The sequence below is a fragment of the Candidatus Magnetaquiglobus sp. genome (assembly GCF_058402785.1).
On the sequence record NZ_JBZVFG010000037.1, the window covers coordinates 1 to 21,333 of the forward strand.

18 protein-coding genes, 1 tRNA gene and 1 pseudogene are annotated in these 21,333 nt (G+C 62.8%); 3 read left to right on the forward strand and 17 right to left on the reverse strand.

Annotated elements, in window-relative coordinates:
- Positions 1 to 169: 169 nt before the first annotated feature.
- The 4 genes from ACV4UY_RS11990 to ACV4UY_RS12005 all read right to left on the reverse strand — a co-directional run bounded on the left by ACV4UY_RS11990 (position 170) and on the right by ACV4UY_RS12005 (position 7,072).
- Positions 170 to 245: transfer RNA gene (locus tag ACV4UY_RS11990), tRNA-Thr, on the reverse strand.
- A 105-nt stretch (positions 246 to 350) separates the two neighbouring features.
- Positions 351 to 1,241: a transglutaminase family protein gene (locus ACV4UY_RS11995; RefSeq protein WP_491607824.1), complete on the reverse strand. Its 891-nt coding sequence runs from the start codon at positions 1,239 to 1,241 to the stop codon at positions 351 to 353.
- Between the two features lie 4 nt (positions 1,242 to 1,245).
- Complete coding sequence (locus ACV4UY_RS12000; RefSeq protein WP_491607825.1) at positions 1,246 to 3,789, reverse strand: circularly permuted type 2 ATP-grasp protein; 2,544 nt, start codon at positions 3,787 to 3,789, stop codon at positions 1,246 to 1,248.
- 10 nt (positions 3,790 to 3,799) lie between these two features.
- On the reverse strand, positions 3,800 to 7,072 hold the full coding sequence (locus tag ACV4UY_RS12005) for a transglutaminase family protein (protein ID WP_491607826.1): 3,273 nt from the start codon (positions 7,070 to 7,072) through the stop codon (positions 3,800 to 3,802).
- A gap of 402 nt (positions 7,073 to 7,474) precedes the next feature.
- Between ACV4UY_RS12005 and ACV4UY_RS12010 the strand changes: the two genes are divergently transcribed.
- Complete coding sequence (locus ACV4UY_RS12010) at positions 7,475 to 8,926, forward strand: circularly permuted type 2 ATP-grasp protein (protein WP_491607827.1); 1,452 nt, start codon at positions 7,475 to 7,477, stop codon at positions 8,924 to 8,926.
- 4 nt (positions 8,927 to 8,930) lie between these two features.
- A complete protein-coding gene (locus ACV4UY_RS12015) occupies positions 8,931 to 9,836 on the forward strand; it encodes an alpha-E domain-containing protein (RefSeq protein ID WP_491607828.1) in 906 nt (301 codons plus the stop codon).
- 217 nt (positions 9,837 to 10,053) lie between these two features.
- Here the strand turns inward: ACV4UY_RS12015 and ACV4UY_RS12020 are convergent.
- Positions 10,054 to 10,197: pseudogene (locus ACV4UY_RS12020) on the reverse strand (transposase); the annotation flags it as partial.
- Positions 10,198 to 10,226: 29 nt separating this feature from the next.
- Here ACV4UY_RS12020 and ACV4UY_RS12025 point away from each other — a divergent pair.
- The gene (locus ACV4UY_RS12025; protein WP_491607829.1) at positions 10,227 to 10,625 is read left to right on the forward strand and encodes a DUF6444 domain-containing protein; all 399 of its coding nucleotides are present in this window, start codon (positions 10,227 to 10,229) and stop codon (positions 10,623 to 10,625) included.
- On the opposite strand, the gene ACV4UY_RS12030 is transcribed toward ACV4UY_RS12025, so the two are convergent.
- From ACV4UY_RS12030 to ACV4UY_RS12085, 12 genes are read right to left on the reverse strand one after another with little or no spacing between them, the layout of a single operon-like run.
- Complete coding sequence (locus tag ACV4UY_RS12030) at positions 10,622 to 11,476, reverse strand: SDR family oxidoreductase (RefSeq protein WP_491607830.1); 855 nt, start codon at positions 11,474 to 11,476, stop codon at positions 10,622 to 10,624. The genes ACV4UY_RS12025 and ACV4UY_RS12030 overlap by 4 nt on opposite strands.
- Entirely contained in the window at positions 11,461 to 12,006 is a 546-nt protein-coding gene (locus ACV4UY_RS12035; protein ID WP_491607831.1) for an AAA family ATPase, read from the reverse strand. Before ACV4UY_RS12035 ends, ACV4UY_RS12030 begins: the two co-directional genes overlap by 16 nt.
- Positions 12,007 to 12,010: 4 nt before the next feature.
- The gene (locus ACV4UY_RS12040; protein ID WP_491607832.1) at positions 12,011 to 12,181 is read right to left on the reverse strand and encodes a hypothetical protein; all 171 of its coding nucleotides are present in this window, start codon (positions 12,179 to 12,181) and stop codon (positions 12,011 to 12,013) included.
- The gene (locus ACV4UY_RS12045) at positions 12,160 to 13,203 is read right to left on the reverse strand and encodes a DUF362 domain-containing protein (RefSeq protein ID WP_491607833.1); all 1,044 of its coding nucleotides are present in this window, start codon (positions 13,201 to 13,203) and stop codon (positions 12,160 to 12,162) included. Before ACV4UY_RS12045 ends, ACV4UY_RS12040 begins: the two co-directional genes overlap by 22 nt.
- Positions 13,200 to 14,264 carry a radical SAM protein gene (locus ACV4UY_RS12050; RefSeq protein WP_491607834.1) on the reverse strand — a complete coding sequence of 355 codons (1,065 nt, stop codon included), beginning with the start codon at positions 14,262 to 14,264 and terminating at the stop codon, positions 13,200 to 13,202. The genes ACV4UY_RS12045 and ACV4UY_RS12050 overlap by 4 nt, the downstream gene beginning before the upstream one ends.
- Positions 14,265 to 14,271: 7 nt before the next feature.
- A complete protein-coding gene (locus tag ACV4UY_RS12055; RefSeq protein WP_491607835.1) occupies positions 14,272 to 15,612 on the reverse strand; it encodes a B12-binding domain-containing radical SAM protein in 1,341 nt (446 codons plus the stop codon).
- Between the two features lie 21 nt (positions 15,613 to 15,633).
- A complete protein-coding gene (locus tag ACV4UY_RS12060; RefSeq protein ID WP_491607836.1) occupies positions 15,634 to 16,911 on the reverse strand; it encodes a B12-binding domain-containing radical SAM protein in 1,278 nt (425 codons plus the stop codon).
- On the reverse strand, positions 16,908 to 17,270 hold the full coding sequence (locus ACV4UY_RS12065; protein WP_491607837.1) for a cupin domain-containing protein: 363 nt from the start codon (positions 17,268 to 17,270) through the stop codon (positions 16,908 to 16,910). Before ACV4UY_RS12065 ends, ACV4UY_RS12060 begins: the two co-directional genes overlap by 4 nt.
- Positions 17,254 to 18,630 carry a radical SAM/SPASM domain-containing protein gene (locus tag ACV4UY_RS12070; protein ID WP_491607838.1) on the reverse strand — a complete coding sequence of 459 codons (1,377 nt, stop codon included), beginning with the start codon at positions 18,628 to 18,630 and terminating at the stop codon, positions 17,254 to 17,256. Before ACV4UY_RS12070 ends, ACV4UY_RS12065 begins: the two co-directional genes overlap by 17 nt.
- Positions 18,627 to 19,895, reverse strand: coding sequence for an aspartate aminotransferase family protein (locus ACV4UY_RS12075; RefSeq protein WP_491607839.1), 1,269 nt, complete (start codon positions 19,893 to 19,895; stop codon positions 18,627 to 18,629). The genes ACV4UY_RS12070 and ACV4UY_RS12075 overlap by 4 nt, the downstream gene beginning before the upstream one ends.
- Positions 19,895 to 20,365, reverse strand: a complete 471-nt coding sequence (locus ACV4UY_RS12080) for an HIT family protein (RefSeq protein WP_491607840.1) — start codon at positions 20,363 to 20,365, stop codon at positions 19,895 to 19,897. Before ACV4UY_RS12080 ends, ACV4UY_RS12075 begins: the two co-directional genes overlap by 1 nt.
- A 55-nt stretch (positions 20,366 to 20,420) precedes the next feature.
- Positions 20,421 to 21,332, reverse strand: coding sequence for a radical SAM protein (locus ACV4UY_RS12085; protein WP_491607841.1), 912 nt, complete (start codon positions 21,330 to 21,332; stop codon positions 20,421 to 20,423).
- Position 21,333 lies beyond the last annotated feature (1 nt).

Here is a 21,333-nt window from a genome sequence, read left to right on the forward strand (position 1 = left end):
CGTTCCGATTCTCAAAAGAGTCGTCACTTATTGTCAAAACAGTCGCCATTTTACAACAGGCAATTCTCATTTTGCTTGGCGCGTTACAGGAAATTTTTCTAGTGGGTACCATGTGGGTACTGAAACAAAAACGGCCACCTTGCGAGCGGCTTTAACACATTGATTTCATTGGAGCCGACGAGGGGAATCGAACCCCTAACCTACGGATTACAAATCCGTTGCTCTGCCAGTTGAGCTACGTCGGCGTGTCCGGCCTCGCTGGGGGGATGCGAAGTGGGCAGATCGGTATTTTTACGAATTGATGACCGGCTTGTCAATTGAGTCGTCGGTCAAACCACGAGAATCCGGAATCACCCGGAACCCGGTGCCTCGCGCTGCACGTCCACGCTCACCTCCATGACCGGATTGCGTCCGCCACCCAGCACCACACCTTTCAAGGGGGGGACGTCCGAATAGTCCCGGCCCCAGGCGAGCGTGACATGTCGATCGCTGGGCAACAGATCGTTCGTGGGATCGAAATCGATCCAACCCTGCACCGGACAGAGCACCGCAAACCAGGCATGCGAGGCGTCCGCGCCCACCAGACGGGGACGTCCGGGTGGGGGGAGTGTTTCGAGATAGCCGCTTACATAACGGGCCGCCAGTCCCAGCGACCGCAACACGCCGATGGCGACATGGGCGAAGTCCTGGCATACGCCGTGGCGCTTCTCCAGGATCTCCGCCAACGGGGTCGAAATGGTGGTGACACGGGGTCGGTAGGCGAACTCCTTGTGGATGCGCCGCATCAGGTCCTCGACCGCCATCAGCAGCGGTTGTCCGGGAGGAAAGGAGGGGGCACCGTATCTCGACAGATCCTCGGTGCGTCGTGCCAGGGGAGAGTCGAGTGTGAAGGCGCTGGCCATGCGAATGCGTGGGTCCCAGGAGCGGGCGAAAAGATCCCGTGCCTCCTCCCAGGGAGGGGAGTCATCCAGAGGCACCGGCAGACGTTGCAGGATCTCCACCTGGCTCAAGCATTCGATCTCCAGGGAACGGTGCGGTTCCGTCACCTCGAAGTAGTGGGCGTGGTTGCCATGCAGATCCACCCGCGGGGCGAGAATGGCGGGTGAGGGGGTGATCTTGATCTCAAAGGTCAAGGGGGTTTGACGCGCCGTGGGGCGGGGTTGCAGCCAGGCGAGGTTGTGGCTCAACGAAACCGGTTCGGCAAACTGGTAACGGGTGATGTGTCGGACCCGGTAGGCCATGGCATCACCGGCTGACGCCACGCAGCGCGCGCGAGGAGGAGTGCTGGAAAAAGGCGTTGGCCAGCTCGACCGAGAGCAGAGGCAGCAGGTTTTTCAACCGGTCGAGCAGGTCGATCAGATTGGATCGTTTCCCCTCGTCCCCGACCAGGGCGAGCAGATCCGGATCGGAAAGGCGCAAGACGTTGAACGCCTCGAGCACGATTCGTCCCGTGGCGGTGCGATGTCCGGGCATGGCGGCGTGGCGGGGCAGAGCCAGCACATGCTCCTCGATCAGGGCCAGTTGACTGGCCAGACCGCGCGGGTTGGCCTCGTCCAGCAGGATCAGCTCCAGAAACGGCTTGATCGCCATGTGGGTCCGATAGCGGCGCCGATAGGTGATGCTGCTGTCGCCCACATTCAACAGGGACTCCAAAAGCAGGCGCTCGCCTTCCGGAGGGAGGGATTCGATCAGGGTGGCATGCAGCAGTCTCACCACGAAGATGGCCCGTTCCAGACGGCGACCCAGCTCCAGAAACCGCCATCCCAGGCCGCGGGTCATGTTCTCCTGTCCCAGTCCCGCCAGGGCCGCCAGGGTGGTGATCAACCGTTCCATTTCGCCCACCATGTCGGCGCTGCTCTTCTCGCCGGCCAGGCGTTGACGCAGGCCGCGCACCTGGATGATGACCCGCCAGGTGTCGTTGGAAAGGCGTTCGCGTACCCGATGGGCCGCCAGGATCAGGGACTGGATCGACGATGAGACGCTGCCCAGCCGTTCCGGTGCCCGGATGATCGCGAGCAACTCCTCCTCTGGATCGAGGAGACGCTCTTCCGCCCCTTCACCGATAAATCCGGGTTCCGTGGCGGTGATGGTGGTCAGAGCGCGGTAGAGCACCCGCAGGGCGGCCCGTTCTCCCGTTTCGCGCACCTCACCCCCTTCAGGACGGGGCAAGAGCAGCAGCACGCGCAACAGACGCGGCACGTTTTCGCTGCGTTCGGCGTAGCGGCCCATCCAGAAGAGATTTTCCGCCATGCGGCTGGAGATCTCGCCGGTGAAGAACGACGGTTCGGAGAGGCGATCGAGGGGCAGACGGTTGGAGCGGGCCACCGGATCCGGGGAGAGCACCCAGACATCCTTGGTGATGTCGGCGTGGCCGTTCAGGGTGTTGACCGGGCCGGGATCGAAGATCACCCGCGCCAGTCCGCCGGGCATGACTTCGGTATCGTTCAAGCCTGCCGTGGAGAAGGTGCGCAGCACCAGATGACCGGGCCGGAACCCCTCCGGGGTCAACACCGGCAGGGTGGAGGGGCGCACCGGAACCTGGGCGATGAACTCCTGGGGGCGGGCGAGCAGGGCCTGACGTACCGGGCAGTTCGGATCCGGGGTGAGCGTTCGGGCGGGTTGACCCGGTTGGGAGACCGCTCGGATCAGGAGCGGTTCGGGATCGGCCAGCACCTGGGCGAGGGAATCCGGATCGCCGCACCACCAGGTGGGCAGTACCGGCAGGAGCAGTTCTTCGCCCAGAAAGTGGTGACAGATCTCCGGGTAGTAGGCCAGCAGGGACGGATTTTCCAGAACTGCGGCTCCGGGATGGTTCAGGACCGCCACCTTTTGTCCGGCGATCGCCTGGATCAGACCGGCCACCCCCAGAAAGGAGGTTTCGTCCAGTTCCAGGGGATCGCACAATCGATCCTGCAACATGCGCAGCACCACATCCACCGGATGGAGTCCATCCAGGGTTTTCAGGTGGACGCGTCCGTTGCGCACGGTGAGATCCTCGCCCTGCACCAGGGTCAGCCCCAGGTAGTTGGCCAGGAAGGCGTGTTCGAAGTAGAGTTTATCCTCCGGACCGGGGGTGAGGAGTACGGTGCGCGGATCCTCCTTGGGGAGGGGCGAGGCATCGTTCAGGTGGTTGCGCAGCGCGGTGAAGAAGGGCAACAGCAGCCGCACATGGTTTTCGTTCAGGGGTTGGCGCAGCAGTCGAAAGAGGATCTGGCGGTTTTCCAGGGCATAGCCGTTGCCGGTCGGGGAGTGGAGGTGGTCGCCGATCACCAGGAAGTTGCCAGACGTGTCACGGGTCAGGTCCGCGGCCCACCAGGGAAGGGGCGAACCCTTGGGTCTGGGCAGACCGTGACAGGCGCGAAGGTAGCCCGAGGCGCCGAAAATCAGTGGTCCGGGCACGACTCCGGCGCGGATCACCCCTTGATGGCCGTAAAGATCCTCGAGCAGCAGTTCCAGCACCCGGTGGCGTTGTTTGAGCCCCCGTTCCAGCTTGAGCCACTCCTCCTCGATCAGAATCAGGGGCAGGAGGTCCAGATCCCAGGAGCGGGCGCCCTCGGTTTCGTTCTGGAACAGGTTGTAGGTGATGCCGTTTTCCAGCAGGAGTTGCCGGGCCTGCTGGCGCAGCGCCTCGACGCGCGGGATGCCTTGTTCGTCGAGGTGCTCGAACAGCGGATGCCAGCCGGGACGCAACAGGCCATCCGGTCCGATGGCCTCGTCGTATCCGATGGGCGGACGATACTCCCGCAACCGTGAGGTGACGGGCGAAGGGTTTGGGCGTGAATTCTCCATGGCGGGGGAATCAGTACCCGGATCGCCTCCGCATGTCAAGGGTATGGGGGTATTCACCCGGCGGTTCTTCGGGAGGAATGCCGCGCATGTTCCCTGGAGAGTGGCCGAACTCCTGGAAGCGGATGCCGCGTCGTGCCTCGGCCTCGAAGCTGTTGACCGGAAAGAATTCGTGGTTGCGTCCACCCGGATGGGCGGCGTGATAGACGCAGCCACCCAGCGAATGGCCGTTCCAGGTATCGACCAGATCGAAGATCAGCGGGGTGTGGACGCCGATGGTGGGATGGAGCGCCGACGGGGGTTGCCAGGCCCGGAAACGGACTCCGGCCACCTGTTCGCCGTGGGCGCCGGTGGGACGCAGAGGCACGCGCCGTCCGTTGCAGGTGAGGATGTGGCGTCCCTCGGTAAGGCCGGTGACCTTGGCCTGGACCCGCTCCAGCGAGGAGTCCACGAAACGGGAGGTTCCCTGTCGGGTCAGCTCTTCGCCGAGGACGTGCCAGGGTTCGATGGCCATGGTCAGTTCCAGATGAAGGTCGTCGAAGGTGACCGCGCCCAGGCGTGGAAAACGGAACTCGACGAATGGTTCGATCCAGTCATCCTGGAAAGGAATCCCGGCGCGACGCAATCCGGCGATCACCTCCTGCACGTCGCGACGCACATAATGGGGCAGCATGAAGCGGTCGTGCAGCGCCGTGCCCCAGCGCACCAGCGGACCCTGGTACGGTTCGCGCCAGAACCAGGCGATCAGGGCGCGCAGCAGCAGCATCTGCACCAGGCTCATCTGGGCATGCGGTGGCATCTCGAAGGCGCGCAGCTCCAACAGGCCCAGCCGACCGGCGGGTCCGTCCGGGGAGTAGAGCTTGTCGATGCAGAATTCGGCGCGATGGGTGTTGCCAGTCAGATCGACCAGCAGGTGCCGGAACAGCCGGTCCACCAGCCACGGTTGGTTCACATCGCCGATCGGCATCTGCTGGAAGGCGATCTCGAGTTCGTAGAGCGACTCGGGACGGGCCTCGTCCACGCGGGGGGCCTGGCTGGTCGGACCGATGAACAGACCCGAGAAGAGGTAGGAGAGTCCAGGATGGTGCTGCCAGCAGGTGATCAGGCTGCGCAGCAGATCCGGACGTCGCAACAAGGGGCTGTCCGCGGGGGTGGCCCCGCCGATCACCACATGGTTGCCGCCGCCGGTACCGGTATGCCGGCCATCCAGCATGAACTTTTCCGTGGCCAGACGGCTGAGATGGGCCTCTTCGTAGAGGGTGAGCGTGGTCTCCTCCATCTCCCGCCAGGAGGCGGCGGGATGGACGTTGACCTCGATCACTCCCGGATCCGGGGTGACCAGCAGGCGCACCAGACGGGTGTCGTTGGGCGGTTCGTACCCCTCGATCAGGATCGGAACCGCCAGGCTCGCCGCCACCCGTTCGATGGCCGCGATCAGCTCCAGATAGTGCTCCAGCATCCCAACGGGTGGCAGGAAGATGTGCAACACCCCGTCGCGGGGTTCCACGCAGAGGGCGGAACGCACCACCCGCGCAAGCGAAAACGGGGCGCGGGGCGGATCGTCCGGACTCTGGCGCAGCGGGTCGGCATCGAACCGTTCGCGGGGCGGCAGGGGCGGAAGCTCCGCGAACAGGGAGTGCTCCTCCGGCATCTCCTCGGCTCGGGCGCAGGCATCGGGCAGGGCGTCGAAGGGCAGACGCAATCCCATCGGCGAGTCGCCCGGCACCAGATAGAGATCCGATCTCTGAAACGGCCAGGGGGAGGATCGCCAGCCGTCCGGATCGCGGGTGATTGGCAGCAGGTGTCCGGTGGGCGTTTCCAGGCCGCGATTGAGCAGCGTGGCCAGCCGTTTTTGGTCCAGGGAGTCCTTCTCGTCCGCCCGGGTCGGATCCCGATCCACCGGCGCACGCAACATCTGCCAGTGGTGGTAGAAGGGATCCTCGTAGGCCGGAAGCACGTCTTGCGCGCGTACTCCCAACTCGACGGCCAGGCCGGTCAGGAAACGTTCGCCGAGGGCGGGGTTGTGGCCCAGTCGGCTCTTGCCCCAGGCCAGCAGGGTGGAATCGCGCCACACCGGTTCGCCATCCTTGCGCCAGAAACAGGAGTGCCGCCAACGCGGCAGAGGTTCGCCGGGATACCATTTGCCCTGGCCGAGCTGCAACACCCCGCCCGGCGCGAACCGGTTGAAGAGTCGGGCGGTGAGATCCGTGGCCAGACGGCGCTTGTGGGGACCGTCGGCGGCGAAGTTCCACTCCGGAGCTTCGGTGTGTTCGGTGGCGATGAAGGTGGGTTCGCCGCCCATGGTCAGGCGCACGTCGTCGGCGTTGAGCCGTTCGTCCAGGGCCGCGCCCAGCGCGCGGACCGCAGCCCAGCTCTTGTCGGTGTAGGGCTTGGTGACGCGCGGATGCTCCAGAATGCGGGTGACCGTGTTCTCAAAGAAGAATTCGGTCTCGCAGGGATCCATCAGGCCGCTCACCGGCGCGGCGCTGGCCGGTTGCGGGGTGCAGGCCAGGGGAATGTGTCCTTCGCCGGCGAAGAGTCCGGAGGTGGGATCGAGCCCGATCCACCCCGCGCCGGGAACATACACCTCGGCCCAGGCGTGCAGATCGGTGAAATCCTGTTCCGGTCCCGAGGGGCCGTCCAGAGCGCGCACGTCCGGGGTGAGTTGCACCAGATAGCCGGAGACGAAACGCGCCGCCAACCCGAGATGGCGCAGAATCTCGACCAGCAGCCAGGCGCTGTCGCGACAGGAACCGGTTTTGCAGGTCAGGGTCGCCTCGCTCTCCTGCACGCCGGGTTCGAGGCGGATCGTGTAGCCGATCTCCTGACAGAGCCGCTGGTTGAGTCCCACCAGAAAGTTCACCGTGTTGACCGGTTCGCGCGGCACTTCTTCAAGCCAGGCTTGCAGCCGCGGACCCGCCGGTCCGGTGGCCAGATAGGGGGTCAGTTCGCACTCCAGACCCGGCTCGTAGGCGAAGGGGTAGTGTTCCGCGTACTCTTCCACGAAGAAGTCGAACGGATTGATCACCGACATCTCGGCGATCACCTCCACGTCGATCTCCATGGCGGTGCAGGGCTCCGGAAAGACCACCCGCGCCAGATGGTTGCCGAAGGGGTCCTGGTGCCAGTTGATGAAGTGGTTGGCAGGCTCGATCTTCATGCCGTAGGCGCGGATTGGCGTGCGACTGTGGACCGCGGGGCGCAGCCGGAAAATGTGCGGCCCGAGGTTCACGGGGCGGTCGTATTGATAGCGGGTGTGATGGCGAATGGCAACGCGGATGGTCATGATGGTATGTTTGGTCTGTTGCAAGGGTTGCTTGAGAGGCGGTTCGGCCCTGGCCGGAGAGCCTCGAACGACGAAAAATGTTTGATCGATGTGCTACAAGATCCGCGCCAAGGGTGGTTTTTGCAAGGGAATTCGACGGATAACCCAGATTGGGATGGAATTTGTTGTTTATATTTTGGTCAAAGAAGCATAAAGTAAGCAAGAATTGATTATTTGTCGGGCAGAATGGCGTCCATCCGATGCATGCGGGGGGCACCAACCCGGCGCCTGAAACCAGGATTCTCGCGTGGAATCACCTGTTTGCCGGGCATGGCCCGGAGGTTGCGTTTTGGAGCTTTTAGAGAAACACGTTTCTCCCTTGGTCCTGATCCAAACAGTGCGGTGCATGGAGTATCACGAGCGATGAGCATGGCCTGGAGTTCCTATCCCTTCACCACGGCGCACGATGAACTGCTGACCCCGACGTGTCAACCACGGGTTGGTGCCGAAGGTCTGTTTCGCAATTTGAGCGGTCTGGGCCTGGAGGAGTTGCAGGCGCGACAGCGCGCCGCCGAGGCGACGATCCTCAACCTGGGGATCACCTTCACGGTCTATTCCCAGGGGGACAACATCGACCGCGCCTGGCCGTTCGACATCATTCCGCGTCTGATCCCGTTCAAGGAGTGGCAGACCGTGGAACGGGGATTGATTCAGCGCCTGACCGCCCTCAATCTCTTCATCGGCGACATCTACGCCGAACAGCGCATCATCCGCGAAGGAGTTTTTCCGGGTGACTTGTTGGCCATGTCGCGCAATTTCCGTCCGCAGTGCGTAGGCATCAAGCCGGCGTTCGGGGTTTGGGCGCACATCTGCGGCAGCGATCTGATCCGCGACCGGGATGGTCGCATGCTGGTGCTGGAGGACAACTTGCGGGTGCCTTCCGGGGTTTCGTACATGCTGGAGAACCGCCAGATCACCAAGCGGGTCTTTCCGGAGTTGTTCGGCACCCAGCGCATTCTGCCGGTGGATGACTATCCGGCCCGTCTCTACGACACCCTGGCCGCCCTGGCCCCGCCGGGACGCGATCCGCCGCGGGTGGTGGTGTTGACGCCGGGGATCTACAACTCCGCCTATTTCGAGCATGTCTATCTGGCCCAGCGCATGGGGTTGGAGTTGGTCGAGGGACGCGACCTGGTGGTGGACGAGGACAACCGGGTGATGATGAAGACCATTTCCGGGCTGCAACAGGTGGATGTGATCTACCGGCGCGTCGATGATCTGTTTCTGGATTCCGAGGCGTTTCACCCCGATTCGCAACTGGGAGTGCCGGGGTTGATGCGCGCCTGGCGGAGCGGTCGGGTGGCGCTGGTCAACGCGCCGGGCGCCGGGGTGGCGGATGACAAGGTGGTTTATGCCCATGTGCCGGAGATGATTCGGTTTTATCTGGGCGAGGAGCCGATTCTCTCCAATGTTCAGACCTGGAAGTGTCATCTGGAGGATGAGCGGCGTTATGTGTTGGAGCATCTCGACCAGTTGGTGGTCAAGCCGGCCAACGAGTCGGGCGGGTATGGGATGTTGATCGGTCCCATGGCCTCGGCTGCCGAGCGCGAGGCGATGGCCGGACGGATCCTGGCCGATCCGCGCAACTACATCGCCCAACCGATGATTTCGCTCTCGACCGTGCCCACGTTGACCGAAAGCGGTGTGCTGGAGCCGCGGCATGTGGATCTGCGTCCGTTCATTCTCCAGGCCAAGGAGAGCGCGGTCACGGCGGGCGGGTTGACGCGCGTGGCGTTGCGCAAGGGTTCCCTGGTGGTCAACTCCTCGCAGGGCGGCGGCAGCAAGGATACCTGGATCGTGGCGACGGAGGAGTGACACCATGCTTTCGCGAGTGGCGGAAAACATTTATTGGATGGCGCGTTATCTGGAGCGGGCCGAGAACACCGCGCGGTTGGTGAGCGTCACCGGGACGCTGTTGTTGGACCAGCCGAGCGTGGGGCGTACCCAGGGTTGGAACCGGTTGGTGACCATTACCGGCGGCCACGATGCGTTCGCGGCCAGCGGCGCGCCGCCGGGCGAGGAGGGGGTGACGCGCTTTTTGTTGAACGACACGAACAATCCCTCGTCGTTGTTCTCGTCGGTGGATTCTGCCCGCGAGAATCTGCGCACCATGCGTGATATTTTTCCGGTGAAGATGTGGGAGTGGCTCAACGACATGACCCTGTTTCTCAAGGAACAGGGCACGCATGGGGTGGAAGCGGCCCATCGGCACGATTTTCTGAACGAGGTGATCGGGCGGTGTCAGACCCTGGTGGGGATTTTGATGGGCACGTTGTCGCGGGGGCCGGCGTTTGATTTTTTCAGCATGGGCCAGCACATGGAGCGGGCCGACATGTGTACCCGGATTCTGGATGTGGATGTGACCGCCGTGAAGTTTCACGACGGCATGGATCTGTTGTGGTTGAACCTGCTGCGATCGGTCTCCGGCGAGGCGATGTACCGGCGTTATGTCAATCCGCGTGTGACTGGCGTGGATGTGGTCACCTTTCTGCTGCGTGACCGTCGTTTTCCGCGTGCGTTTGCTTACTGTCTGCGCGAGGTGGAGCGGTGTCTGGACACGTTGGATCACAACGCGTTGGCGATCCAGTTGTTGAAACGGATGGAGCGGGAGGTGGACACCCAGGAGGTGGCGGCGTTGATCGAAAGCGGACCAGGCGCCTTCATGGACGCGTTGCAGCAGGAGTTGCAGAAGCTGCATGAGATCATGGATGCGATCTATTTTTGAGTAAGGGAGTCCCCCCTCACCCCCCGTACCATGGACCTCCCTTCGGGAGTTCCATGGTAAAGTCGGGGTCCGGTTCGGTCCCCGGCAGAGATTCGGAGTCAGCGCCTCCGAGATTTTCTCTTTGCTTTTGCCTTTCACAGGCATTTCACGATAACGGCCATGTTGTGGAGTCGCACCCCCCCAATGGCGCTTAGTGAGCCGCAATCTCATATTTCTTCTCTGCCATGTTCAGCCAACTGCCGTGTTTCGGTGTATAATGAATCTCAAGACGGTCCGGTAACCGCCTCGCTTCCTGCGGCTCGAATGCCTGATACAGCGAGGCCGGCTTGCGGGTGTTCAGATCATCCATGACAAGGACAATAATGATTATTGATAGTCAGCTTCTCATCCATGAACAATATCATGGAGTCGAACATTCAGCGTTTGATTGAGGAGAATAGGCAGCTTCGGCAGGAGAACCATTGCCTCCGTGAAGAAAATCTGCGTCTTCGGGAAGAGAACCAGGAACTGCGAGCGCTGGTTGCCCGCCAGCAAGAGCAGATTGCGGAGTTGATGCGGAAGATTCTGGAGGAGCGGTTGCGGAAGAACTCCAGCAATTCCTCCAAGCCGCCATCGCAGGATCCTCCTTTCGTGAAGCGGCAGAGCAAGGCCCCGACCGGGAGAAAACGTGGTGGTCAGTCGAACAACCTATTTTGCCATTTCTGGAACTCCCTTGCTGGATCATACCCTTTGGCAAGGAGAGTAAACGATTATCGTAAGATAGTCAAATCAGCCCGGTTGAGCCACTAGCCCTGGCCCAGAAGCCGTTCCTGCACCTCCCGCCATTGCTCGTTCAGCGTCCCAACCACATGATCGAGCCCGGGAGCCACCACCGTTCGCAAGGGACGCGTCCCTGGTGGGGCCGCGACAATCCCGGCGATAGCCTCTGCCACCCGCTCGGGATTGGGGGCGTCTGGTCCGTTCAAGGAGTCCAGGATGCCACGCCAGAATTGGATGGGAATCTCAGCCGCCTCACCATAACTGGCATTGCGCGCCGCATCCCCAGACAGGATCATGCGGGTGCCAAACCCCGTAGCAAATCCACCCGGCTCCACGATAGCAACCTCCATTCCCTTCCCTCGCAATTCAAGGGCATAGGTCTGCGCCAGCCCCTCCAGGGCGAACTTGCTGGCGGTGTACATCCCGGCATACGGAAACACCAAACGCCCCATGATGGACGAGACGAAGATGAGCAATCCCCGACCCGCCACCCGCATGCCAGGCAACACCGCTCGAGTCACCCGCTGCGCACCGAACAGATTCACCTCGAACACGACACGTCCCTGATCCGGCAACAGACACTCGCTGTAGCCACCCATTCCCACCCCGGCATTGTTGATCAGCACGTCGATGCCGCCGTGTTCCAAGATTGCCGCGACGGCGCGGGAGACCGACTCCTCGGAGGTCACATCCATCTCAAGGACGAACATCCCGCCCCCATCCCCATCCTCCCCCTTGCCTCGCAACGCCGCGGCCTGGCTGGCGTTACGCCCCGCGACGTCACGCATGGTGGCAAACACCACATGCCCCAGTCGATACAGATGCTCTGCCGTCAAGGCACCGATTCCACTGCTGCAACCGGTGATCAGGATATTGGCCATACGCGCGCTCCCTTCTCTATCTCTGCCAGGGCCTGGTCGATCCAGACATGCAAGGCCTCTGGCGTGTCGCTGTTGTTGATCAGCATCCGATGAAAAGCCAGACCCGCGGTCTCGCATTCGCTGGGATGCGCTTCATCCACATCGGGGTCGAAAACCTGCCCACGGGCGCGCAAACGGTCATGACGTAACCGTGTTTCCGCCTCGATCCACCAAAAATCAAAACCGGCCTTGCCGAGAATCTGATGATCCATGGCAAAACGCATGCTGTCGAAGACGATGGGGGCCTCCCCGTCAGCCAGACGCAAGGCCGCGCGTATCCAGACCTCCGGATCCATCTCCCGGAGAAGATCGGTGATCCGGTTCATCACGTCCCGATCCTCATGATCAAAGAGCAGTCGGCACACCTGGCGACAAACATCCCCGGTACCGCATCGACGGTAGCCATGGCGTTGCTCCAGGTAGCGGGCCACGCTGGTCTTGCCAGCCCCCGACCGTCCAGCCAGGGCGATGGAAGGCTTGGGGCTGGCCATGCTCTCACTCCCCGCCTTTGGGATTGGTCACCGTGCAGACCTTGCAGTGACAATGGGTACACAAGAATCCCTCCTCATCCCCATCGTCCTTATCGGCTTTGAGCAATTGCAGCAACTCCTTGAGCTTTTCCTTGTCCTGCTCGGAAAGCGGCGTCAGCTCTTTCGGGTCGTCCATCTCAGTCTCCTTTCTCCAAAAATGGCGTGACCTGCATCACGCAGAAAGCTCCACAATCTGGCGGTTTCACCCGTCAGGGGGGCATCGCGCTCCAGGAGGGCAACACTGGCCAAATCGGCGGCATAGGCGTCATCGGTGATCACCAGGCCCTGATCCGTATGCACGGGACCATAGGTAAACGACGCGCAATCGCATTGCGGCGTCACATCGAGCACGGCGTTGACGAAAATCCCCTGACGGCCCGCCAGAAAGGCGGCTGCCCCTTCGGTCAGCAGATAACAGAACCGGTCCAAGGGATCCCCCGAAAATACGTGTACACCGTGTCGGCACGGGCCCATGCAGTGACAACAGCCGGTACAGGCCGCATCATCGCGCCGTATGCCCTGATCCAGCCACAAGGCGCCATGGGCGCAAGCGGCAACGCACTTTCCGCACTCGGTGCAATGCTCCGGATGCATATGGGGGATGGTGGCCCGATGGATGCGCGCCTTGCCGGCACTGGCCATGCACCCCATGCCGACATTCTTGATCGCCCCTCCGATACCGGTGAATCCGTGCAGGGTGAGATGGGTCAACACCACCAGATGGGTGACATTGGCCAACTCTCCCGCGATTTCGAACACCGCATCGGAACCGGGTACGGTGGAAGGGGCAAGGGCGTGATGCGTACCGCGCAATCCATCGGCGATGATCACCGGACAACCGATGGACTCGGGACCGAATCCATGACGCGTCACCGCTTCCAGGTACCCCACCGCATCGCGCCTGGGGCCCTGGTAAAGCACCACCGTATCCGTGGCGAAGGGGCGCATATTGGCATCGCGCAACCCCTCGGCGATGGCACGCACATAGATGGAACGCAGGAATCGTGTGGCTCCCGGCTCGCCGAAGTGGCATTTGATCGCCACCAACTCCCCTGGCGCCCGCCAGCCCAGCGCCAAACGGCGCACCTCCCGGCGCAGGATCTCCAGGCAGGAGCGATAGGGTTGGGTCTGGACCGGGATATGGGTGATGCGGTTCATCCGGTTTGCTCCTCCGTGAGCCGTTGGTTGAGGATGCGACACATGGGATCTCGACCGAACAGGGAGCCTGTGGCAATCAAGGCGCGGGCATGACACCCGCCCCCACATTCGGCCAAATGAAGACAGCTCTGGCACTCGGGATCAAAGTTGGCCACGTCGCGTAATTTCTGGAAAAGCGTCCCCTCACGCCAGACCTGGATGAATTCACCGACCACCACGTCGTGTTCGGCATCCGCCAACTCCGTGAACACCGGACAATGGAACAGACGTCCCTCCTTGGTAACGAAACAGAAGGTACGACCCGCCGGACACCCCAGGGATCCCTGGTGATCGAGGGCCAAGGCAAACAGGTTGTCGAGCACCACCAGAGTGGGCGGTCGTTCGCTGATGGCGCGGATGCCTGTCACCGCCGCGGCCAGGTAGCGTTCCGCATCCAACTCGTACCCCTCCTGAATGGCATTGCCCTTGAACAGAATGGGTTCGATCTTGAATTGCCAAGCCCCCATGCGATGGGCGATCTCATAGGTCTCCGGGATCACGTCCAGATTGTGTGCATCCACCGTCATGTTGAGGGTAATGCGTATCCCCGCCTCCCGTATACCGGGCAGATTGGCCATCAGCCGATCAAACGCTCCCCGCCCCCGGCGCTGATCGTGACGAACCGCGGGTCCGTCCAGACTGATCTGCACACTGCCCACCCCCAATTCTTGCAGGTGGCGGGCCTTGCCCGGAGTCAACAACAGACCATTGGTGTCGAGGTGGATGTTGGCAAATCCCCGTTGACGTGCCCGCGTCACCAGCAGGGGAAGATCCTTGCGACACAACGGTTCGCCGCCGGTGAAGGCGAGGGCGGTGGTCTCGGGCGCGGGGATGGCCTCGATGATGGCCAGGAACTCCCCGGTGCTCAATTGTGTGTGACGATCGCGGACCATGGCCGGATCCGCCGGATTGTAACAGTGGCTACAGCTCAGATTGCAGTGATGGGTCACCTCCAACATCACCACATCGGGGTGAGGTTTGGCCTCGGCAAAGGTCAACACCGAATTCAGGAAAGGGTCCATGGTCACCTCACCCCATGGCCGGAGCGTTACCCGGTCGAGGACGCTCCCGGTTCACCGCGCGAACGATCTCGAAAATCCGCTCCCTGGCCTCCACCATCTCCCCCATGCTCACCGAAGACGCGGCGAGATTGGGGGCAATGTGATAATCTCGAACCCCCTTGGGCGCCACCCTTCCCAAGTCGCGGTACAGTTTGGTCCCCGGCAGCACGTTGGTGAAGCTCACGGAAATGACATCCGGGCGTACCCTGTCGATCACCCGCACGGTGGCATCCAGACTGTCGGCGCTCTCCCCCGGATAACCGAGCATGACGAATGCTCCGGTTTCCATGCCCACGGCACGCGCCATGTCAAAGGCGGCATGGATCTGGGAATGGGTGATCCTTTTGTTCATGGCGTTCAGAATACCGGGATCACCCGACTCCACCCCGAACATCACCCGCACGCATCCGGCGTCGGCCATGGCTGCGAGCAACTCAGGGGTCACGCCATCCACGCGGGATTCGCATTGCCACTGGACCCCGCTGGCCCGCGCGCTGATTTCCGCGCAGAGCGCGGCCAGAAAACGCCGGTTCACGGTGAGCACGTCATCGACGAACTGGAAGAAGGAGAGATCATAACGCTGTCGCAACATGAGCATCTCATCGACGATCGAACGGGGTGAACGACACCGGTAACGCCGACCGAAGATCTCCTTGCTGCAAAAGTGACAATCGTAGGGACAACCACGGGTGCAAGAAAGCGTGGTTCCCCGGACACCGACGATGCGGACGAACTCTTCCAGATAGCGCGTCATGGGCAACAGGTGCCGCGCCGGAGGGAGCAGGGTGTCCAGGTCACGGATCAGGGGACGCCCCGGACCCCGCAGCGCCCGACCCTCCGCGCCTGGCAGCACCACGCCCGCCACCGCGTCCAGGGGTTGACCACCCCGCAAGGCCGCGATCACGGCACGAAACCCCTCCTCGCCCTCCCCAACCACGCCAATATCGAACAGGCCTCGGCCCATCACCTCGTCCGGTGCCACGGTCACATGGGATCCACCGACCAGGTAGATCCCCGACAATCCCCGTTCGCGCATGCCGGTGACCACGCGCACCAACTGGTCGTAATTGGTGGACATGGCGGTGAAGGCGAACATGTCATGACGACCGATGGTGGCCAATTGCCGATTCAGATCCTCGTCCCCACCGTCGAACGAGAGGTCCAGAATCGCCACCTCGACCCCCTCCCCAACATTGGCGCACACCGACGCGATGCCGAGAGGCGGGGTGGGGAAATCCGGATAGAACTCCACCCGTTCATGGAGCAGTGGGGGAACGACAAACAGGATATCGTTGATTTCGCGTCGCATATTCCTCTATCCCATCCTCTGTCAGGTCCGCGGGGTGAAGACGCGATGATTGCCACCCATGAAAAAGGCCGTGATCTCATCCCGGTCCATCCAGTGGGTATGATCGATGTAGTATGGCAACTCCCCGGAAAAGACGATGCCCCGTGCCTGATGATCATTCCAAAGCGCCGTGCCCGGCAGTACCCGCAACAGGGCCACCCGAACGCTATCCACTCCCAATTCCAACAGATGATCGACCCCGCGCCAGACATCCGTCATGCGATCTCCCGGCAGTCCGACGATCAGGTCACTGTTGACCAGAAACCCATGCTCCTTCATCAGCCGCACCCCACGGGCGAACGCGTCGAAGTCGTAGCGACGACCGATGCCCTCCAGGGCCACGGGATTCACGCTCTGGAACCCCACCTGGAACTCCACGAAGTTGGCCTCCCGCGCGGCCCGACAAAAAGAGGCGCTCACCTGTTCGGCCAGAACGTCGGCGCTGAAGATCAATCCCCGCCCGTTGCGGGCGATGCTCCGGCACACACGCTCCCCCCAGTGGGAGAGGTTGAACAGGGCGTCGATGACGACGACGAAGCGAACGTCACTGGCCGCCAGGGCGATCACCTCCCGTTCCACCCGCTCCAGATGGAAGGTCTGGATCTTTTTCATGTTGCGCGGAAAAAAGCAGTAGGCGCATTGCTGGATACACCCCCGATAGGTCTCCAGATAGGCATGCCGGTATGGCGTCAGATCGAAGGCCCCCGCGGCGTAGGGCATGACCGGCGCCTCCATGGCCCGCGGAGACGGTGGCAGGCTCACCACCCGCTCCCCTTCCCGCCAGGCCGACCCCGGCACGCCCAGAATCCCCTCGCCGCGCCGCAGTTTGGCGATCACTCCGGCAAAGGGGTGTTCGCCCATGCCGGTGATCACCAAATCCAGAGCCGGGGTTCGACGCAGATGGTCCAGATTGAACATCTCGCCCCCGCCAGCCACCGTGACGATGGCCGCATCCGCCCGTTTGACCAGTCCCAACAGGTCCAGGGAGGCGCGCACGTTCCAAAGATAGCAGGAGACACCGACCAGCGCCGGCTGGTACGCCAGAACCCGCGCGGCCACCTGCTCCAGCTCCAACCCGACCAGATCCAGAGGTCCCAGGATCTGGATGTTCACCCCTGGGACCTCCTGCTCCGCGGCAACCTTGAGATAGCCCGCGGACAGTGGTGGAGTCCACGGGGCCTCGATGGCGATGGACGCCTCGTCGCTGTAGGCGAACCCTCCCAACTGGACGAGAACCGCCGTGACACCAGGGGGATTCATGGCTTGGGGGCATCGATGGCAAGATGGCTGAACGCGACGATATCGCAATCGGTCTCCCCGGTGTTGTGGAAAGCATGCTCCAATCCGGAAGGGATCCAGGCCGCCTCCCCTGGACCCATAGCTTGAACCGTATCACCGATGATGATTTCGCCCTGACCGGCCATCACCAGGTAGATCTCATCCGGCGGATGGGCATGGGGCTCCAGCCTCTGCCCGGCGGGCACACGCATCCACCACAGGTTCAGACCGGCCCGGTCTTCCCCGAAAACATTGCCCCCGACACCGGTTCCATGCATTGCCCCGATGGCAATGTTGGCGGGATTCACCACCCGCGGGTGGCGGTCAGGCGAGGGCTTCATGGTGGGCTTCTCCATGGGTTGCGTGCCGCTTCTGATATTTCTTCCAATCCCGGCAGATTGGGTCCTGACGATTGACATCCCCCTGGATGTAGTGCCCCCTGGTCAGACAACCACTGCGACAGGTCATGAAATGGGCGCAACTCCCGCACGCGGGATCCAACGCGTCGGGATCGCGGAAACGCATCTCCCGCAGGGCATCCCCCAGGAGATGGGTCACCAGGTCGGCTTGCGGCTGTTGATAGAGATGGGTCAGCGATGGACAGGGGGAGACGCAGCCGCCGTTGCCGATGGCGATGAAGCTCCTCCCGGAAGGACAAAAGAAGGGGGCGTTTCGCAGCAGCGCCTGACCGGCGATGGGCAAGGCGATCACCACCCGATCCCGATAGCGAAGACGGATCTCATCCAACTCCTGGGCGATCTCCCGCAACCGTCCGACGTCGGGGGCCAGACGATCGAGCTGATTCATGGCGCGACCAGCGGGCAGCACGTTCTCAAACTTGATCAGGTTGGCGCCAGCCCGCGTGAGAACTTCGGCGATGGCCTCGGCCTGATGGGCATTCTCCAGGGTCAGCACCACATTGACCGCCACATAGATGCCTGCCGCCACGGCCTGACCGATCCCGTCGATGGTGGCGCGGTAACTGTTCTCCCGCCCTCGCGAAAGATCATGTTCGCTCTCCAGGCCGTCGATGCTGACGATCACGCTGTCCAGACCGAGCCTACCCAGATGGGCGCAGCCCTCCGCGGTGAGCAGTGTCCCGCTCGTGTCGAGAATCACCCGCATCCCCAGTCCCTTGGCGTGGACGATAAGCTCCTCCAAATGGGGATGGAGCATGGGTTCGCCGCCGGAAAAGGAGACCGCGGAAACGGCATGGCGTCCCAGGTTGTCCAATACCGCCTTGGCATGCTCCAGGGAGAGATTGTCGCGAGCGTGGGCGATGCCATCCCCGTAATAGTAACAGTGGGGACAAGAGAGGTGACACTTGTTGGTGAGCGTCCAGATCGCCAGATGCACCCCGCTCGGCGTGAGCGTCGGCGCGGGTGGAACCACGCCAGGCGACCGCGCCGGATGGGTGGAGAACTGGGCGTAGAGGTTGAAATAGCTGCATGCCACCAGTTGAAAATCCAACAACTCGCTCGTCAGCGCTCCCTCGTCCGCACCAGGCCCGCCCTCCACCAGAAAGAAGGGAATCCCGGATGAAGTTTGGTAATGGTCGCCCACCACCGCGCCGCGTCGTTGGATGGTCTCCAGCATCGCGTCGCCCTGCTCCCGGAGGAATGCGCCGCACGCCTCGAAAGGAATGTTCAACACATGCCAATCCAGACAGATGGAATAGTGACCCTGCTTCAGTTGTTTCATCTCCGCATCCCCTCCCGCAACCGCGCGCCCACCTCGTCGATGTCGGCATCGGCGAGAATGAGCGGCGGGGTGAGCACCACGACATTGTGGAAAACAGTCTCCAAATGGAGGCCGGAGGCCCGCGCCACGGTCAGAAAATGGTCAAGAGCCGCGGCAGAGGGCCGGCGTGACTCCGGATCGGTGACGAACTCAAGGGCGCACAGCAACCCCTTGCCCCGCACGTCCCCCAACCCCGGAAAATCGGCCAGCGCCTCGCGCAACACCTGACGCAGACGCTCTCCGGCGCGCCGCGCCCGAGCGGGGAGATCCAGGGAGATCACCAGGTCGATGGTGCGCTCGGCACGGGCACAGGCCACGGCGTGACCCGCGAACGTGGTCTGGAGAAGCAGGTAGCGGGTCATGAAGTCGCTGGGCAGAAAGGAGTCCGCCACCAGTGCCAAGGAGAGGGGGAATCCGCTGGAGAGCCCCTTGCCGAGACAAAGCACCTCCGGGGTGGTCTGGGTTTCCTCCTGATGACAGAACAGATGACCGCAACGACCCAGGCCGGTCTTGACCTCATCGAACACCAACGGCACGCCATGACGGCGGGTGACCTGCTCCAGGTGCGCCAGATACCCTTCCGGTGGCACGATCCCCTCGCGACCCAGCACCGGTTCCATCACCACGGCCACCAGTTCGTCCTGGTGGGTGGCGATGAGTTCCGCGACCGCGGTCTGGCACGCGCGGTCACAGGTGGAGGATTGCAACCCGAACGGACAGCGGTAACAGTGGGGTGTGGGCGCGAACACCGGTTGCCAGGGGGTGAGTGGGGTCAGCGGATGGTTCTTGAAGCTGAGCCCCAACACGCCGAGGGTACTGCCGTGATAGGCCCGGTCCATGACCAGAACACGCCGTTTCCCGGGTCGCGCGGCGGCGCAGATCATCAGGGCGTGTTCCAGGGTCTCGCTCCCGGAGACGCCAAAAAAAAATTTGCTCGCCCCCCGATCCCCGATCTCCCGCAGCAGCCTCTCCATCAGGCGCACCATGGGCAGACTGGGCGGAGAGATGTGTTCCAGGGTGTTGACCGCGCTGGTGGTCACCGCGGCCAGTTCCGGATGACAGTGACCCAGGGGGAGCGCTCCCCACCCGGCATCCAGATCGATGTGCTCGTTGCCACCGCTGTCCGTCAAACGCACACCGGACCCCTTGGCGAAGACCGGCGGCCACATCTCCGCCACATAGTGGGGGGTGATGCGGGCAAGATAACTGCTGAACGCGGCGTCCATCACGCCCCATCCCCGCCCCGATCGACATCGAGGTGGGCCGCGAACAGAGCGGCCAGTTCATCGCGAATGCGATGCTCCTCCTCCGTGGTCAGCGTGATCGATTTTTGCCGCCAAGGGGTATCGATGAAGGCGGGCTCGATCTCCACCACATCCCCGACCTCGAAACGGGGGATCACGTGAACCATGAAGTGGCTCATCTGTTGACCGGCCTCCCGTCCGATGTTGATGCCGATATTGATCCCCCGGGCTCCCCAGATCCGCAACAGATTGGCACTCTCCACCACGCGGGCCATCAACCGCTTGGCCAGCGCCACATCCTCCTGGAAGAGGTCCTCGGCGTGAAGCACCGGCGAAACGCACAGATGGCCACGGGTGCGGGGAAACTTGTCCAGATAGACGATGATGGCATCGTCGCGATGGACCGTCAGGCTACCGGGATCGTTGATGACCTTTTTGCAGATGGTGCACACGGCAGACTTACTCCTTAGTCGTTGATCGGCCTTGGCCGGGGGATGCTCACGTGGGTCAGTGGTAACACTCGAACAGACAGCCAGGGCAATCGCCCAGCCGGGCCCGTTCCACTGCCCGCCGATGACGCGGGTCGGTCAGGGCGCTCCGCAACCCGGCCACGACATCGACGCCGTTTGCAAGCCCCCAACAGGGGGCCAGTCCGCCATCGGCGAACAGGGTGAAAATCTCCTGACCGGCTTTGCAGGGCGACGGTTCATGAGACGCGCCCCGGAGGGTGTCCAGGCAGAGCCGCGCAAACTCCGGACGGTTGTCACCCATCTCCGAGACGCGCCGGATGTGCGCCTCGAGAGCCTCGGCCATGCGGGCACCGCTCGCCGGATCCCGATAGGGATCCAACGCGCGCGCGCCTCGCCCGAAACCGGGTGTCACCGGCTGCACACCGACCGCCGCCACCCCCAACTCTCGGGCGATATTCGGCAATTCGGCAAGCCAGTCGCAGTTGTCCGGCATCAATGTGAACGACAGGCAGATGCGGCATTCGGGCAGCATCTCCTGAATCAGACGGATCCCCCGAATGGCGCGGGCGTGACTGCCGGGACGACCTCGAATGGCGTCGTGCCGCTCCACCGGCCCATCCAGGGAGATGGAGACATCCCGCACCCCTGCCAAGGCCACGATGGTCTTGCGGGTGATCAGGACGCCGTTTGTGCTCAGACGCACGTCGAGACCGACCTCCAGAAGCGTGGCGATGATCCGTCGCAACTCCGGATGCAGGAACGGCTCCCCGCCCGTGACGAAGACCACGCCCACCCCGATCTCCACCAACTCTCCCGCCAACCGTTCCACCCAGGCCGGATCGATATCCACCCCCCTGGCCTGGTAATGGCACATGCGGCAGCGCAGATTGCAGCGGGAAGTCACCTCGAGCAGGGCCCGTCTGGGCGAGACGGCTCCGGGGGCGATCATC